Here is a 16,225-nt window from a genome sequence, read left to right as displayed (position 1 = left end):
CACCGTGAGGGGTGGCTCGCGCCGCCGCCGGATCAGGCGCCGGCCTTGGCGTCCTTGGCATCCTGCTTGGCGACCAGGGCGGCCTCGCGCTCGGACTGCGCGATCTTGGCCTTCGAGCCGGTGGTCTGCTCGGCGATGCGCGCCGACTTACCGCGGCGGCCGCGCAGGTAGTAGAGCTTGGCGCGCCGGACGTCGCCGCGACGCACGACCTCGATCGAGTCGATGCGCGGGCTGTACAGCGGGAAGACACGCTCGACGCCCTCGCCGTAGGAAATCTTGCGCACCGTGAAGTTCGAGTTGATGCCGCGATTCTTGCGGGCGATGCAGACGCCCTCGAAGGCCTGCACGCGCTCGCGGGTTCCCTCGACCACCTTCACGTTGACACGCAGGGTGTCGCCCGGGGCGAACTGAGGCACCGCACGCTGGGCGGTCAGCGCGTCGATCTGCTCCTGCTCGAGCTGCTGGATCACGTTCATGGCCTTGGGTCCCTAATCCTTGCTCTCACGACCGCTTCCGGCGGCCTGCTGGTAGCGGCTCCAGAGATCCGGGCGCCGCTGTCTCGTCAATTCCTCGGCACGCTCCCGGCGCCACTGCCGGACCCGCGCATGATGGCCGGAGACCAGGGCCTCCGGTACCGCCCGTCCCTGCCAGAGGGCGGGACGCGTGTACTGCGGGTACTCCAGGAGTCCCCGCTCGAAACTCTCCTCCGCCGGGCTCTCGGCGTTGCCCATGACGCCCGGCAGCAGCCTCACCACGGCATCGAGGAGGACCTGCGCCGCGACCTCACCGCCCGACAGGACGTAGTCGCCGACGCTGACCTCCGCAACGCCCCGCGCCTCGAGCACGCGCTCGTCGACGCCTTCGTAGCGGCCGCACAGCAGCCGCACGCCCGGGCCCGCCGCCAGCTCGCGCACCAGCTCCTGGTCCAGGAGCCGGCCCCGCGGGCTCAGGTAGACCAGCGGTCCCGGCCGCTCCGCGACGCCTGCCAGCGCCGCATCGACCACGTCCGGCCGCATCACCATCCCGGCGCCGCCGCCGAACGGCGAATCGTCGACCGAGCGGTGCCGGTCCAGGGCGAAGTCGCGGATGTCCGAGACCTCGAGCCGCCAGATCCCGCGCTCCAGGGCCCGGCCGGCGAGGCTGAGACCCAGGATGCCCGGAAAGGCTTCCGGGAAGATCGTCAGGACCGATGCGGTCCAGGGCGCCCCCTGGTCGCGGGGCTCGGTCCCAGGCACGCTCATCGGTCGCCGCCGTTCCGCCGGAAGGCGCGCTTTATGGCGGTTCGGCAGCGCTTTGTCCAGCCCTTCCGCAACCGCACGGCGCGACTTCCCGGCCGCTCACTCCCGCCCATCGTCGGCCCCCTCGCCGGACGCGTCCGCCTCGGCCTCGCCGGCCGTCTCCGCCGGCGGCTCGACGATCAGCCGGCCGCCCGCCAGGTCGACCGTCGGCACCACCGCCCGCACGAAGGGCAGGTCGAAGACCGGCCCCGTCTCGGGGGTCACCTCCAGGATCGCCCCGGCGCCGTGGTCGGCGACGTCGCTGACCCGGCCGAGCCGCTCGCCCGCCGCCGTCTCCACCGCCAGCCCGACCAGGTCGGCGATGTAGAACTCCTCCGGATCCTCCGGCGACGGCAGCCGGTCGCGCTCGACGTAGAGCCGGGTGCCGCGCAGGGCCTGGGCAGCGTCGCGGTCCTCGACGCCCTCGATCGCCGCCAGCAGCAGGTCCTTGACCCGCCCCTTGACGGCGAGGCGGAAGGTCCGGCTGCCGGACTCGTCGGTGAGCGGACCGTAGGCCGCCACGGACTCCGGGACCTCGGTGAAGCTCTTCAGCTTGACCAGGCCGCGGACCCCATGGGCCCCGGCGATCGCGCCCAGGCAGAGCCGCTCGCGCGCCATGGCATCGGCACCGGACAGGTCGCGGCCGACGGCTTACGCCTCGGCCGAGCCCTCCCCGGCCGGGGCCGCGGCAGGCTCCGCGGCGGCGTCGGCGGCAGCCTTCGCGGCCTCCTCGCGCTCCTTCAGGCGCTCCTGGGCCTTGGCCTTCGGCGCGCTCTTCTTCGGCTGCTCCTTGTAGGTCGGCTTGGCGATGATCTCGGCCTGGCCGAGGAAGCGCGCGACGCGGTCGGTCGGCTGGGCGCCGACGGACAGCCAGTGCCGGATGCGCTCCTCGCGCAGCACGATGCGCTCCGGATGGTCCTGGGGGACCATCGGGTTGTAGCTGCCGACCCGCTCGATGAAGCGGCCGTCGCGCGGGCTGCGCGCGTCGGCGACAACGATCTGGTAGAAGGGGCGCTTCTTGGCACCGCCGCGCGCCAGGCGGATCTTGATCGACATTTCTCGAGCTCCTCGTTTGAACGCTGTCTATTCGGTTGTTTGGCTATTCGGTTGTCGGGCGGACCAAGGGGTCCCGGCCTTCCGCGAGGCAGAAGGCGTGAAGCTTGTTGCCGTCGGGGTCGCGCAGGTAGGCGCCGAAATAGCCCGGACGATAGGACCGCGGCCCCGGCGCACCCTCGTCGAAGCCGCCGTTGGCCAGGCCCGCCGCGTGCCAGGCCTCGACCTGCCGGGGGTCGTCGGCCTGCCAGACCACCTCGAAGCCGTTCGCCCAGGTCGCCGGGCGGCCGTCGAAGGTGCGGTGGGCGTAGACCCAGGGCAGCCGGCTGCCGGCGCGGCCGTAGCCGTACGAGAGGTCCGGCTCGTCGACGACACGCGCCAGGCCGAGCGACGCCATGACCGGATCGTAGAAGGCGCGGCCGCGCTCCAGGTCGTTGCAGCCGAGCGTGATGTGCGAGAAGGGCTCGGCCTCGACGGTCGCCGGGTCGCCGCCGAGGTAGTGCACGGCCTGCAGCTTGTTGCCGTCCGGATCGCGCAGGTAGGCGGCGTAGTAGTCGTCGGCATAGTGCAGGCGCAGGCCCGGCGCGCCTTCGTCGAGGCCGCCGGCCGCGAGGCCGGCCTTGTAGAAGCCCTCGACCGCCTCGCGCGAGCCGGCCAGGAAGGCGACATGGGTGCCGTTGCCCCAGGTCGGCGGCAGGCCGTTGAAGGGCCTCAGCAGCCAGGCGACCGGTGCGGCGCCGGGCCGGCCGAAGCCGACCTCGGCCTCACGCTCGACCAGCGCGCCCATGCCGAGCGGCGCCAGCGCCGCGGCATAGAAGGCCTGGGCGCGGGCACGATCGCGGTAGCCGAGGGTGATCCCGTCGAGCCGGCTCATCGCCGCTTCCCGAATCCCGGCGGCAGGCCGCCGCCCATGCCGCCGCCACCCATCCCGCCGCCGGGGCCGCCGAGGCCCGGCAGGCCGGCGCGCGCCAGCCCCTTCTTGCCAAGCTTCTGGACCCGCTTCATCATCTTGGACGCGTCGGCGAACTGCTTGAGCAGCTTGTTGACCTCCGGCACCGAGGTGCCGGAGCCGGCCGCGATGCGCTGCCGGCGGGAGGCCTTGATGACCTCCGGGTGCCGGCGCTCCTGCGCCGTCATCGACGAGATGATCGCGATCTGGCGCTTGACCATCTTGTCGTCGATCTTCGCGTTCTTCATCTGCTGCTGGATCTTCGGCGTGCCGGGCAGCAGGTTCATCAGCTGGGAAAGACCGCCCATCTTGGTCAGCTGCCTGAGCTGCTGGGCCATGTCGTCCAGGTCGAACTTGCCCTTCTCCAGCTTCCTGGCGAGCTTCTCGGCCTCCTCGGCCTCGATCGTCTCGGCTGCCCTCTCGACCAGCGAGACGATGTCGCCCATGCCGAGGATGCGCGAGGCGACGCGGTCGGGGTGGAAGGCCTCCAGCGCGTCGAGCTTCTCGCCGACGCCGAGCAGCTTGATCGGCCGGCCGGTGACCGCGCGCATCGAGAGCGCCGCGCCGCCGCGCGCGTCGCCGTCGACCCGGGTCAGCACGATGCCGGTGACGCCGACCCGCTCGTTGAAGGCCTGGGCCACGTTGACCGCGTCCTGGCCGGTCATGGCGTCGGCGACCAGCAGGGTCTCGCGCGGCTTGACCGCCTCGCGCACCTCGGCGACCTCGGCCATCAGCGCCTCGTCGATGGCGAGGCGGCCGGCGGTGTCGAGCAGCACGACGTCGTAGCCCTCGAGCGCGCCGGTCGTCATGGCGCGCCGGGCGATCGCGACCGGCGGCTCGCCGGGCACGATCGGCAGGGTCGCGACGCCGGCCTGCTGGCCGAGCACCGCGAGCTGCTGCTGGGCGGCCGGACGGCGCACGTCGAGCGAGGCCATCAGGACCTTCTTGCGCTCGCGGTCCTTGAGGCGCACCGCGATCTTGCCGCAGCTGGTGGTCTTGCCGGAGCCCTGCAGGCCGACCAGCATGACCGGCACCGGCGGCGTCGCGGCCAGGTCGAGGCCGGTCCCCGAGTCCCCCTGCGCGCCGGCCCCGCCGAGCATCTCGACCAGCTCGTCGTTGACGATCTTGACGACCTGCTGGCCGGGCGTGACCGAGCGCAGCACCTCCTGGCCGACCGCCTTGTCGCGCACCCGCTCGACGAAGTCCTTGACCACCGGCAGAGCGACGTCGGCCTCGAGCAGCGCGACGCGCACCTCGCGCAGCGCGGCCTGGACGTCGGCCTCGCTGAGCGCGCCGCGGCGCGTCAGCTTGCCGAAGACGTCGGAGAGGCGGCTCTGCAGGCTCTCGAACAACGGCGCTTCCTCGCTTGGTTGGGACCCGCCGGCGACGGCCGGCGCGACAACGCAAAACGCGCCAGTGCGCGACACTCGCGGACTGGCGTGGCTCCTCGGAACCGCAGGACGATCCTGACGGTGGAGCGCGGAAAATAGGCAGGCGAACCGGCCGGGTCAAACGGAATCGCGCCGCAGCCGGCTTCCCCCGGGGTTTCGCGATTGCCGCCGGCCGGGCCAGCGGGTAATCGGAGCGCCATGCCGACCACAGCCTCGACCTGGTCCGACCTGCTGCCGCTCGCCGCGACGCTGGCGCTGGTCTTCCTGCTGTCGCTGGCCGGCACCGGCGCGCTGGCCCGGCTGCTCCACCGCCGCGGCATCCTCGACCGGCCCAACGAGCGCTCCAGCCACAGCGACCCGACGCCGCGCGGCGGCGGGCTGGCGATCGTCGGCGCCCTGCTGCTGGGCTGGCCGCTGCTGCTGCTCTGGCAAGGCGGGGCGCCGCCGGCCGGCCTCTGGATCATCTGGTCCGGCGCCCTGCTGCTGGCGGCGATCTCCTTCGTCGACGACCTGGTGAGCCTCGGCGCCGCGCCGCGCTTCGCGGCGCAGATCGTCGCCGTCGCCGCCGGCCTCGCCCTGCTCGACGGCCCGGGGGGCGGCGTCGGGCCGGTGTTCCAGGGCCTGCTGCCGTTCTGGCTCGACCGGCTGCTCGCCGGCCTGGCCTGGCTCTGGTTCGTCAACCTCTACAACTTCATGGATGGCATCGACGGCATCACCGGGGTCGAGAGCGCCGGCCTGGGCATCGGCATCGCCCTGCTGTTCGGCCTCGGCGGCGCCCTGCTGCCGGCCGGCCTGGCACTGCTGATCGCCGCCGCCGCGGTCGGCTTCCTGGCCTGGAACTGGCAGCCGGCGCGCATCTTCATGGGCGACGTCGGCTCGGTGCCGCTCGGTTTCCTGCTCGGCTGGCTGCTGCTGCTCGCCGCCGCCGAGGGGCAGTGGGCCGCCGCGCTGATCCTGCCGGCCTACTACTGGTGCGACGCGACGATCACCCTGCTGCGCCGGGCCGCGCGCCGCGAGCGGGTCTGGCGCGCCCACCGCGAGCACTTCTACCAGCGCGCCGTGCAGCGCGGCCTGAGCCACGCCGCGGTCGCGCGCCTGATCGGATTCGTCGATGCCGGCCTGATCGTGCTCGCCCTGCTGGCCGGCCGGCTCGGCCCCTGGACCGCCCTGGCCGCGGCCGCTCTGCTGGTTGCCTGGCTGCTGCGCCGGCTCGCGCGCGGCCGGGCGCGGCAGGCGGGGGCCGGTCAGCACGCTTGAAGGCGCGGGCGGCGCCTGCTAAGGCCTCAGCGCATCGGCACGGCAACGGCAGGCGGGCGGAAGGACCGGGCGGTCCGTCCGGACGGAGTTGCCGATTCGACGGATTGCCGGCCCGATGGGTTGATGGAGCGCCCGAGCTCGATGGAACGGCTGCGCAGCTTTCGCGTCAAGGCGTCGATCGCCTTCCTGCACGATCTGGCGATGGCCCTGCTCGCCTTCGGGCTGGCGCTCTATCTGCGCGAGGGCCACTTCGGCCTGGTCCGCCTGCAGCGCGACCTGCTGCCCTCGCTCGGCGTCTATACCCTGTGCTGCGCCGGCGTCTTCCTGATGAGCGGCCTCTATCGCGGCATCTGGCGCTACGCCTCGCTCAACGACCTGGTGGCGATCGTCCGCGCGGTCAGCCTGGCGCTGGCGCTGTTCCTGCTGGTCACCTTCATGATGACCCGCCTGGAGGCCTATCCGCGCTCGGCCCTGGCGATCAACTGGTTCGTGCTGTGCAGCCTGCTGGCCGGCCCGCGCCTGCTCTACCAGCTGTTCAAGTACCGCTCGACCGAGCACCTGATGGAGCGCGACGCGCACCTGCGCGTGCCGGTGCTGCTGATCGGCGCCGGCGACGAGGCCGACGAGTTCATCCGCAACGCCGCCCGCGACCGCCATGCGCCCTACGAGGTGGTCGGCATCGTCGACCTCAAGGGCAAGCGCGTCGGCCGCTCGATCCGCAACGTCCCGGTGCTCGGCCGGCTCGACGAGATCGGCCGCATCGTCGAGCTGGCCGAGCAGCGCAGCGGCCGCCGGCCGCAGCGCCTGGTGCTGACCCGGCCGCTCGGCCGCGAGGCGCTGACCGGGCTGCTCGCCTTCGCCGACGGCCACGGCCTGACCCTGGCCCGGGTGCCGCGCCTGTCGGACCTCAGCCAGGGCGAGACCGCCGACCTGCGGCCGGTCGCGGTCGAGGACCTGCTGCGCCGGCCGCAGACCGTGCTCGACCCGGAGCCGCCGACCCGCCTGGTCAGGGGCCGGCGCGTGCTGGTCACCGGTGCCGGCGGCTCGATCGGCAGCGAGCTGGTGCGCCAGCTCGCCGCCCTGGAGCCGGCCCTGCTGGTGCTGGTCGAGGCCTCGGAGTTCAACCTCTACACCATCGACCGCGAGCTGGCCGACACGCGCCCGACCCTGCCGCGCCTGGCGCGCATCGCCGACGTGCGCGACGCCGGGGCGATCGAGACGGTCTTCGCGGAGGTCGGGCCCGAGCTGGTGTTCCACGCCGCGGCGCTGAAGCACGTGCCGCTGGTCGAGGAGAACCCCGAGGAAGGCGTGCTGACCAACAGCCTGGGCACCCGCACCGTCGCCGACGCCTGCCGGCGGCACGGCGTCGGCACCATGGTGCTGGTCTCCACCGACAAGGCGATCAATCCCTCGAGCGTGATGGGCGCGACCAAGCGCCTCGCCGAGTGCTACTGCCAGGCCCTCGACCTGGAGGGCCGCCAGGGCGGCGGGCCCGGCACCCACTTCATCACCGTGCGCTTCGGCAACGTGCTCGGCTCGACCGGCTCGGTCGTGCCGCTGTTCCAGCGCCAGCTCGCCGCCGGCGGGCCGCTGACCGTGACCCATCCGGACATGACCCGCTACTTCATGACGATCCGCGAGGCGGTGCGGCTGATCCTGCAGGCCGCCGCCCTGGGCACGGAATCGGCAGGCGACGCCGCCGGGCGCATCTTCGTGCTCGACATGGGCAAGCCGGTGCGCATCGTCGAGCTGGCCGAGCAGATGATCCGCCTGGCCGGCAAGAAGCCCTACGAGGAGGTCGGCATCGTCTTCACCGGCCTGCGCCCCGGCGAGAAGCTGTTCGAGGAGCTGTTCCACGACGCCGAGCCGCCGGTGCCGACCGGCCAGCCCGGCCTGCTGCTCGCCGCGCCGCGCACCGCGGACCCGGCCCTGCTGGCGCGCGCCCTCGACGAGCTGGCCGACGCCGTGCGCAAGCGCCAGCGCGGCACGCTGATCGAGCTGCTGCAGCGCCTGGTGCCCGAGGCGACGCTGGCCACCCCGACGGCCGCGCGGCCGGACGCGGGCAGCAAGCCGGCCGCCGCCCAGTAGTGTCCCCGTCCAAGCCCTTTCCGACCCTTCCTTCGAGCTGCCGAGGAGTTCCATGAGCATGACCCCGCCGAGGATCGAGCGCGCCCTGCTGTCGGTGTCCGACAAGACCGGGCTGGTCGAGCTGGCCCGCCGACTGGCCGCCGCCGGCGTCGAGCTGCTCTCGACCGGCGGCTCGGCGCGGACGCTCCGGGAGGCCGGGCTCGCCGTCGTCGAGGTCGCCGACTACACCGGCTTCCCCGAGATCCTGGACGGCCGGGTCAAGACCCTGCAGCCGAAGATCCACGGCGGCCTGCTCGGCCGGCCGGACCTGCCGGCCCACCGGGCGCAGATGGAACAGCACGGCATCGCGCCGATCGGCCTCCTGGTCGTCAACCTCTATCCCTTCCGCGAGACCGTGGCGAAGGGCGCCGACTTCGAGACCTGCATCGAGAACATCGACATCGGCGGTCCGGCCCTGCTGCGCGCCGCCGCCAAGAACCACGCCCACGTCACGGTGCTGACCGACCCGGCCGACTACGAGGCGGCGGCCGCGGCGATCGAGGCCGGCGGCAACACCGGGGCCGAGGAGCGGAAGCGCCTGGCCGCCAAGGCCTACGCCCACACCGCGGCCTACGACGCCGCGATCTCCGGCTGGTTCGCAGGGCAGCTCGGCGACGACTTCCCGGCCGAGCTGACCATCGCCGGGCGGCGCGGCGAGCCGCTGCGCTATGGCGAGAACCCGCACCAGGCCGCCGCCTTCTACCGCAGCGGCGAGTCGCGGCCGGGCGTCGCCACGGCGCGCCAGCTGCAGGGCAAGCAGCTGAGCTACAACAACCTCAACGACACCGACGCCGCCTTCGAGGCGGTCGCCGAGTTCGAGCGGCCGGCCGTGGTCATCGTCAAGCACGCCAATCCCTGCGGCGTCGCCGAGGCAGACAGCCTGGAGGCCGCCTACGGCCGCGCCCTGGCCTGCGACCCGGTCAGCGCCTACGGCGGCATCGTCGCCCTGAACCGGGCGCTCGACGCCGCGACCGCCGCCAGGATCGCCGAGCTCTTCGCCGAGGTCGTGATCGCGCCCGAGGTCGAGGACGAGGCGGCGGCGCTGCTGGCCGCCCGGCGGAACCTGCGCGTCCTGGCGACCGGCGCCCTGCCCGACCCCGCGGCGCCCGGCTGGACCTTCAAGTCGCTGTCCGGCGGCTTCCTGCTGCAGGGCCGCGACAACGGCCGGGTCGCCCGCGACCGCCTGGAGGTGGTGACCAAGCGGGCGCCCAGCGAGGCCGAGCTCAACGACCTGCTGTTCGCCTTCCGGGTCGCCAAGCACGTCAAGTCGAACGCCATCGTCTACGCCAAGGAGGGCGCCACGGTCGGCGTCGGCGCCGGCCAGATGAGCCGCGTCGATTCCTCACGCATCGCCGCGCGCAAGGCCCGCGAGGCCCTGGGCGAGCGGGCGACCGAGGGCGCGGTCGTCGCCTCCGACGCCTTCTTCCCCTTCGCCGACGGCCTGCTGGCCGCCGCCGAGGCCGGCGTCACCGCGGTGATCCAGCCGGGCGGCTCGATGCGCGACAGCGAGGTCATCGCCGCCGCCGACGACAAGGGCCTGGCCATGGTCTTCACCGGGATGCGCCACTTCCGGCACTGAGGCGGGCGCCGGCCTTTCCTTGCCGGCGCTCCACCCCTCGCCTAGGCTGGAACCGCCTCGACGACGCCGCAGACCCCTCGCACCCGGACAGGGAACAGGCATGGCCCGCAAGCGCTTCCGCTTCGTGATGATCAAGCCGACGCACTACGACGACGACGGCTACCCGATCCAGTGGCTGCGCGCGGCAATCCCCTCGAACACGCTGGCCCAGCTCTACGGCCTGGCCAGCGACGTCGCCGCGCGCCAGGCGCTGGGGCCGGACGTCGAGCTGGTCCTCGAGGCCTACGACGAGACCAACAGCGTCGTGCCGCTGAAGAAGGTGATCCGCGACATCCGGCGCGACGGCGCCGGACTGGTCGCGCTGGTCGGGGTGCAGTCGAACCAGTTCCCGCGCGCCGTCGACCTGGCTCGGCCGCTGCGCGAGGCCGGCATCCAGGTCGCGATCGGCGGCTTCCACGTCTCGGGCTGCCTGGCCATGCTGCCCGAGCTGCCGCCGGACATCCGCGCGGCCCAGGACCTCGGCATCTCGCTCTTCGCCGGCGAGGCCGAGGGACGCCTGGAGCAGGTCCTGAAGGACGCCTTCGCCGGCCGGCTGAAGCCGCTCTACAACTACATGGACGACCTGCCGGGCCTTGAGGGCTCGGTCGTGCCCTTCCTGCCGGCCGAGGTCGTGGCGCGCACCGCCGGCGCGCACACCACCTTCGACGCCGGGCGCGGCTGCCCCTTCCAGTGCTCCTTCTGTACGATCATCAACGTCCAGGGCCGCAAGAGCCGCTTCCGCAGCCCCGACGACGTCGAGAAGATCGTGCGCGCCAACCTGGCCCAGGGGGTCAAGCGCTTCTTCATCACCGACGACAACTTCGCCCGCAACAAGCACTGGGAGGAGCTGGTCGACCGGCTGATCCAGCTGCGCGAGGGCGAGGGCCTGAAGTTCTCGATCGTCATCCAGGTCGACACGCTGTGCCACCGCATCCCGGGCTTCATCGAGAAGTGCGCGCGCGCCGGCGTGAAGCGGGTCTTCCTGGGCCTCGAGAACATCAACCCGGAGAACCTGACCGCCGCCAAGAAGCGCCAGAACAAGATCTGGGAGTATCGCAAGATGCTCCAGGCCTGGAAGGCGCAGGGCGTGCTGACCTACGCCGGCTACATCCTGGGCTTCCCGGCCGACACGCCGGAGAAGATCCGGCGCGACATCGAGATCATCCAGGACGAGCTGCCGATCGACCTGCTGGAGTTCTTCATCCTGACGCCGCTGCCCGGCTCGGAGGACCACCAGCGCCTGCACAAGGCCGGCGTCTGGATGGACCCCGACATGAACATCTACGACCTGGAGCACGTCACCACGGCGCACCAGACCATGTCGGCCGAGGCGCTGCAGGGCATCTATCACGAGGCCTGGGACCGCTACTACACCCTGGCCCACGTCGAGACGATCCTGCGCCGGGCCGCGGCCTGCCGGATGAACGTCGGCAACATGATGTTCCTGATGCTCTGGTTCTACGGCTGCACCAAGGTCGAGAAGGTGCATCCGCTGCAGGGCGGCTGGTTCCGCCGCAAGGTCTGGAGCCAGCGCCGGCCGAGCCTGGGCCGCGAGAACCCGCTGGTCTTCTTCCCGCGCCGGGTCTGGGAGACCGTCCGCGACCACGGCCGCTGGCTGGCCATCCTCTGGGCCTTCTGGCGCATCCGCCGCGCCCTCAAGAAGGACCCGACGGTGCGTGACTACCGCGACACCGCGCTGACCCCGGTCACCGACGAGGAGGAGCTGCAGACCGAGCTGATGCAGACCCACGCCGGCCGCATCGCCAAGACCTACGGGGCGCCGGACGTCGGCAAGGTGCAGGCGGCGGAGTAGGCGTTCCGCTCACGGAACGACCGCGCGGGAGCGCCGGACCCCGCTCAGTGCCGCTCCCAGGTCTTGGCGAGCTCGCCGATCTCGGCCGCGATGTGGTCGACGAAGGCGCGGACCTTGGGCGAGAGGTGCCGGCCGGCCGGCCAGACCGCGTAGATCGAGCTGTCGGGCACGTGGTACTGCGGCAGCACCTCGATCAGCCGGCCCTCGGTCAGGTCCGGCCCGACCAGCCAGAGCGGCAGCAGCACGATGCCGAGGCCGCCCAGCGCCGCCATGCGCAGGACCTGGGCGTTGTTGGTCTCGAGGTCGCCGTTGACCGTCACCAGCTCATGGCCGCCGGGGCCGTCGAAGTGCCAGTCCCGGCGCTGCTGGCGATAGGTGTAGACGAGGCAGTTGTGCCGCTTGAGATCGGCCGTCGAGGCCGGTGTGCCGCGGCGCTCCAGGTAGCTCGGTGCGGCGCAGACGACCCGGCGGTTGGCCGCCAGGCGCCGCGCGATCAGGCTGGAATCGGCGAGCTCGCCGATGCGGAGCGCGACGTCGATGCCTTCCTCGACCAGGTCGACGAAGCGGTCGTTGACCGAGAGGTCGACCGAGACCTCCGGGTTCTCGGCCATGAAGCCGGGCAGCAGCGGCGCCAGGTGGTCGATGCCGAAGGCGACCGGCGCGTTGACCTTGAGCTGGCCGCGCGGCGCGCCGTGCAGGTGGCTGACCGCCCGCTCGGCCTCGGCGATGTCGTTGACGATGCGTTCGGCGCGCTCGTGGAAGGCGGCGCCGATCTCGGTCAGGGAGAGCTGCCGGGTCGTGCGGTTGAGCAGGCGCGCGCCCAGCCGGTCCTCGAGCCGGCCGATCTGCTTGGAGACCGCCGAGGGCGACAGGCCGAGGCTGCGGGCCGCCTCCGAGAAGGACTTCGCCTGCACGACCCGGACGAAGACCTCCATTTCACTGACGTTGTCCATGCCCCTCGCCCCGATTTCCCGACCATCTGTGCCTACAGGGAACTAATCCAGGTAACTTAACGCAGATTATCCTCGCAGACTACGGGCATTACCTGTTGTCTCAAAGCGGGCGCCGCAAGGGGCAGCCCGCCCGATGAGGACGAAATCCATGACCTTCGAGCCCAACGTCATCGTCACCGACGCGGAGACGGCCCGGCTCCTGGCCCGTGGCCGGGCCCTGCAGGCGCAGGCGCTGCGGCGGGCCTTCGCGACGCTCGGCCGCGGCCTGCTGGCCGCCCTGAGCGGCCCGGCGGCACCGCGGCCGCACCGGCCGCTGACCGACCGCCGCCGGGTTCTGCGCATGGCCCAGGAGCCGATCTGGCACTGAGCGGAGACGGCGCCCCGCGAGGCCCTAGGCGGCTGCCGCCGGCCCGGGCTCGGCCTCGGCCGGCGGCTCCTCGAGCGGCAGCAGCAGCGCGAAGCCGACGGCGAACAGCAGCAGGATCGTCGCCATGCCCCAGCGCTGCGAATCCATCAGCACCGTGACGCCGCCGACCGCCGCCGGACCGATGAAGGCTGTGACCTTGCCCGAGAGGGCGTAGAGCCCGAACATCTCGGTGCGGGTCTCGGCCGGCGCCAGGCGCGCCATCAGGGTCCGGCTCGCCGACTGCGCCGGGCCGATGAACACGCCGATGGCGCAGCCCAGGACGTAGAACCAGAGCTTCGAGTCGATCAGCAGGATCGCCGCGCCGAGCAGCATCAGGGCGCCGACCGCGATCAGCACCGTGCGCTTCGGCCCGATCCAGTCGTCGATCCAGGCGAAGCCGAAGGCGCCGAGGCCGGCGGTGACGTTGAGCAGGATGCCGAACACGAGGATCTCGGTGAAATCCATGCCGAAGGTCCCGGCGGCGTAGATGCCGCCGAAGGCGAAGAGCGTGTTGAGGCCGTCGGTGTAGAGCATGCGCGCGATCAGGTAGCGCAGCACGCGGCGCTGCTTCGGCAGCCTGGCCAGGGAGCGGCGCAGCGTCGACAGCCCCTCGGCGACGGCGCGTCCGGCCGGCTTGCCGGTGGCGGCCCGGTCCGGGGTCAGCAGGAACATCGGCAGGGCGAAGACCAGGAACCACAGGGCGACGAAGGGGCCGGCGATGCGCACCTGCTCGGCCTGGGCCCTGTCGAGCCCGAACAGCGGGTGCGCCGGCTGCACGAACAGCACCAGGGTCAGCACCAGGCAGGCAAGGCCGCCGGCATAGCCGAGCCCCCAGGCCCAGCCCGAGATGCGGCCCCAGAGCCGAGGCGGCGCGACCTCCGGCAGCATGGCGTTGTAGAAGACCGTGCCGATCTCGAAGGCGAGATTGGCCAGCGCCGAGAGGGTCAGGGCGTAGACCGCCCAGGCCGGATCGGGGGCCGCGAACCAGAGCGCCGCGCCGCTGGCGATGCAGAGCAGCGAGAAGACGGCGATCCAGGGCTTGCGGCGGCCGCCCTGGTCGGCGACGGCCCCGAGGATCGGTGCCAGGATCGCGATCGCGACGCCCGAAAGCGACATCGCCAGGCCCCACTGGCCAGTCCCGGTCTCGGCGTCGGGCGCCAGGGCGCGCGTGTAGTAGGCGGCGAAGACGAAGGTGACGATGACCGTCGGGAAGGCGGAGTTCGCCCAGTCGTAGAAGCACCAGGCGAGGATCGCCGTCCGGCCGCCGCGGCCGGCTCCCTGTTCGTCTCGACGCTGCACCGGGCGGAGCCTCCCCTGCTGACTCGCCGTCCGCGGCCACGCTGGCAGCTTACCCGAGCCGGCTCAAGCGGATAACCTGCGCTCCCAACGCGCGACGAAGGAGCGAAGATCCATGCTGGTGACCACGACCGACACGGTGGAGGGGCGGCCCGTCCGCGAGTATCTCGGCATCGTCTCGGGCGACGCCGTGATCGGCGCCAACATCTTCCGCGACTTCTTCGCCTCGATCACCGACATCATCGGCGGCCGCTCGGGGGCCTACGAGAAGTCGCTGCGCGAGGCCAAGGAGGCGGCGATCGAGGACATGATCCGCGAGGCCGAGCGGCTGGGCGCCGACGCCGTGGTCGGCGTCGACCTCGACTACGAGGCCGTCGGCAAGGACACCTCGATGCTGATGGTCGGCGCGAACGGCACGGCCGTGCGGCTGGGCTGAGGCCGGCGGGCGGAGGGCGGACGAGCGATGAACGGCATGATGGGCGGCGGCATGATGGGCGGCGGCGTCTGGGGCATGCCGCTCGGCGCCGCCCTGCCGATCGGCCTGCTGCTCGTCCTGCTCCTGGCGCTGCTGGTCGTCGCGCTCGCCCTCGCCCGGCGGGTCAGCCAGCGCCTCGACGAGCGGATCGGCGCCGGCGTGGCGCGCCGGCTGACGCGGCGCCGGCCGCCGCCGGCCGCGGACAGCGGCACCTTCGAGGCGCTGCTGCTGATCCCCGACATCACCGGCTACACGCACTTCATGGAGCTCAGCCGCTTCGCCCTCGGCCACGCCCAATACCTCGTCTCGGAGCTGCTCGTCGCGATGATCGAGGCCGGCGGCGAGCAGCTGCGCACCCTCAAGATCGAGGGCGATGCGGTCTTCATGTACGCGCCGCTGCAGCCCGGCGACGACGAGCCGGACCGCCTCGGCAGGCTGGTCGTCGCGGTGCTCGCCGCCTTCTACCGGCGCCAGCGCGAGCTGCTGCGCATCAACAGCTGCGGCTGCGCCGCCTGCGGCGCGCTGCCCGACCTCGACATCAAGGCGGTCGCGGACTGCGGCGCGGTGCTGTTCGACGCGGTCGCCGACCGGCAGGAGATCTCGGGCCTGCCGGTGATCGCCGTCCATCGGCTGCTCAAGAGCACGGTCGGCCAGCCGCACTACCTGCTGCTGACCGAGGCGGCGGCGGCGAGGGTCAGGCCGGCGCTGGCCGGGCCGCCGCGGCGGATGGCCCAGCAGGTGCGCGGCCTGCCCGACGCCGCCTGCCTGGTGTTCGGCTTCGATCCCGCCGAGCTGGCCGGGCCCGAGCAGCCGGCCCCGCCGGCCGGCCCGCTCGAGCGGCTCGGCGACATCCGGCGCAAGCTCGGCTCCAGCCTGCACGCCCTGCGCCACCGCGGCCGGAGCCCGGGCCCTCAGCTGCGCTCGTAGACCCAGACCCGGCCGAGCACCCCGGCGTCCGCCTCGGACAGCGGGAAGACGACGTAGGGCCGGCTGCGGTCGATCAGCCGCCAGGTTCCCTCGGCGACCAGCGCGTCGGCCGCGGCGCGGTAGGCGGCGGCATGGTCGCCGTCGGCCCGGTCGGTCAGCACGACCCGGCCGCCGCTCGCGGTGATGCGGGCGAGTTCGGCGAAGGCCGAGGCCGGTGCGTGGCCCTGGGTGAAGACGCCGGAGGCGACGAGGGCGAAGAAGCCGCCGTCCGGGAAGTCGAGGCGCTTGCCGAGCTCGGCCCGGACCGTGGCCTCGTAGCAGCCGCGCCCGGCGGCGACCGCCAGCATTGCCTCGGACAGGTCGGCGCCGGTCACCCGGTCGTAGCCGAGCGCCTGCAACGCGAGGCCGATCAAGCCGGTGCCGCAGCCGACGTCGAGGATCGGGCCTGCGCCGAGCGGCACGTGGCGGGCGAACAGGCCGGCGACGACCGGCGGCAGCTGGTAGCCGAGCACCATGACGTCGCGGTCGTAGCTCTTCGCCCACTCGGCGTAGCGCGCCATCAGCTCGTCCTGGCCGGCCGAGCCGTAGACGCCGTGCAGGCGCTCGGCGGCCAGGGCGACGTCCTCCTCGCTGGTCTTTGCGACGATCGTTCTTCTCCCTGGCTTTTCCGTTCCGCTGGGCAA

At 72.6% G+C, this 16,225-nt stretch carries 16 protein-coding genes; 7 read left to right on the top strand and 9 right to left on the bottom strand.

The window, feature by feature from the left end; translation table 11 throughout:
* Nucleotides 1-32: 32 nt before the first annotated feature.
* The 6 genes from rplS to ffh form a co-directional block, all read right to left on the bottom strand.
* Nucleotides 33-476: a 50S ribosomal protein L19 gene (gene rplS / locus B9O00_RS08210; RefSeq protein ID WP_085121975.1), complete on the bottom strand. Its 444-nt coding sequence runs from the start codon at nt 474-476 to the stop codon at nt 33-35.
* Nucleotides 477-488: 12 nt separating this feature from the next.
* Complete coding sequence (gene trmD / locus B9O00_RS08205) at nt 489-1,241, bottom strand: tRNA (guanosine(37)-N1)-methyltransferase TrmD (RefSeq protein WP_085121974.1); 753 nt, start codon at nt 1,239-1,241, stop codon at nt 489-491.
* 96 nt (nt 1,242-1,337) lie between these two features.
* Nucleotides 1,338-1,895 (bottom strand): ribosome maturation factor RimM, encoded by a 558-nt coding sequence (rimM, locus tag B9O00_RS08200; RefSeq protein WP_085121973.1) that lies wholly within the window; start codon nt 1,893-1,895, stop codon nt 1,338-1,340.
* A 33-nt stretch (nt 1,896-1,928) separates the two neighbouring features.
* Nucleotides 1,929-2,333, bottom strand: a complete 405-nt coding sequence (rpsP, locus tag B9O00_RS08195) for a 30S ribosomal protein S16 (protein WP_085121972.1) — start codon at nt 2,331-2,333, stop codon at nt 1,929-1,931.
* Between the two features lie 43 nt (nt 2,334-2,376).
* A complete protein-coding gene (locus B9O00_RS34130; protein WP_322111164.1) occupies nt 2,377-3,204 on the bottom strand; it encodes a VOC family protein in 828 nt (275 codons plus the stop codon).
* On the bottom strand, nt 3,201-4,631 hold the full coding sequence (gene ffh / locus B9O00_RS08185) for a signal recognition particle protein (protein WP_085121971.1): 1,431 nt from the start codon (nt 4,629-4,631) through the stop codon (nt 3,201-3,203). The genes B9O00_RS34130 and ffh overlap by 4 nt, the downstream gene beginning before the upstream one ends.
* Before the next feature lie 237 nt (nt 4,632-4,868).
* On the opposite strand from ffh, the gene B9O00_RS08180 reads away from it, so the two are divergent.
* The 4 genes from B9O00_RS08180 (at nt 4,869) to B9O00_RS08165 (ending at nt 11,485) form a co-directional block, all read left to right on the top strand.
* On the top strand, nt 4,869-5,927 hold the full coding sequence (locus B9O00_RS08180) for an MraY family glycosyltransferase (protein ID WP_085121970.1): 1,059 nt from the start codon (nt 4,869-4,871) through the stop codon (nt 5,925-5,927).
* A gap of 141 nt (nt 5,928-6,068) precedes the next feature.
* Complete coding sequence (locus tag B9O00_RS08175) at nt 6,069-8,015, top strand: polysaccharide biosynthesis protein (protein ID WP_085122025.1); 1,947 nt, start codon at nt 6,069-6,071, stop codon at nt 8,013-8,015.
* A gap of 52 nt (nt 8,016-8,067) precedes the next feature.
* A complete protein-coding gene (purH, locus tag B9O00_RS08170; RefSeq protein ID WP_218822785.1) occupies nt 8,068-9,633 on the top strand; it encodes a bifunctional phosphoribosylaminoimidazolecarboxamide formyltransferase/IMP cyclohydrolase in 1,566 nt (521 codons plus the stop codon).
* A gap of 100 nt (nt 9,634-9,733) precedes the next feature.
* Nucleotides 9,734-11,485 carry a B12-binding domain-containing radical SAM protein gene (locus B9O00_RS08165; RefSeq protein ID WP_085121969.1) on the top strand — a complete coding sequence of 584 codons (1,752 nt, stop codon included), beginning with the start codon at nt 9,734-9,736 and terminating at the stop codon, nt 11,483-11,485.
* Between the two features lie 44 nt (nt 11,486-11,529).
* Here the strand turns inward: B9O00_RS08165 and B9O00_RS08160 are convergent, their stop codons facing one another.
* Nucleotides 11,530-12,438: a LysR family transcriptional regulator gene (locus B9O00_RS08160; RefSeq protein ID WP_085121968.1), complete on the bottom strand. Its 909-nt coding sequence runs from the start codon at nt 12,436-12,438 to the stop codon at nt 11,530-11,532.
* A 148-nt stretch (nt 12,439-12,586) separates the two neighbouring features.
* Here B9O00_RS08160 and B9O00_RS08155 point away from each other — a divergent pair, with 148 nt between their 5' ends.
* Nucleotides 12,587-12,805 carry an RSP_7527 family protein gene (locus B9O00_RS08155; protein ID WP_085121967.1) on the top strand — a complete coding sequence of 73 codons (219 nt, stop codon included), beginning with the start codon at nt 12,587-12,589 and terminating at the stop codon, nt 12,803-12,805.
* Between the two features lie 24 nt (nt 12,806-12,829).
* Here the strand turns inward: B9O00_RS08155 and B9O00_RS08150 are convergent, their stop codons facing one another.
* Entirely contained in the window at nt 12,830-14,143 is a 1,314-nt protein-coding gene (locus tag B9O00_RS08150; protein WP_085121966.1) for an MFS transporter, read from the bottom strand.
* A gap of 112 nt (nt 14,144-14,255) precedes the next feature.
* On the opposite strand from B9O00_RS08150, the gene B9O00_RS08145 reads away from it, so the two are divergent.
* Together B9O00_RS08145 and B9O00_RS08140 are read left to right on the top strand one after the other, a co-directional pair.
* Nucleotides 14,256-14,576 (top strand): heavy metal-binding domain-containing protein, encoded by a 321-nt coding sequence (locus B9O00_RS08145; protein ID WP_085121965.1) that lies wholly within the window; start codon nt 14,256-14,258, stop codon nt 14,574-14,576.
* A 27-nt stretch (nt 14,577-14,603) separates the two neighbouring features.
* Entirely contained in the window at nt 14,604-15,542 is a 939-nt protein-coding gene (locus tag B9O00_RS08140; RefSeq protein WP_085121964.1) for a DUF2652 domain-containing protein, read from the top strand.
* Here the strand turns inward: B9O00_RS08140 and B9O00_RS08135 are convergent.
* On the bottom strand, nt 15,527-16,225 hold the full coding sequence (locus B9O00_RS08135; RefSeq protein ID WP_085121963.1) for a class I SAM-dependent DNA methyltransferase: 699 nt from the start codon (nt 16,223-16,225) through the stop codon (nt 15,527-15,529). The genes B9O00_RS08140 and B9O00_RS08135 overlap by 16 nt on opposite strands.

Origin of the sequence: Tistlia consotensis USBA 355, from assembly GCF_900177295.1 — a bacterium.
GTDB lineage: Bacteria > Pseudomonadota > Alphaproteobacteria > Kiloniellales > DSM-21159 > Tistlia > Tistlia consotensis.
The sequence above is the reverse complement of the archived record's forward strand: the minus strand, read 5'-3'. Positions and strand labels throughout refer to the sequence as shown.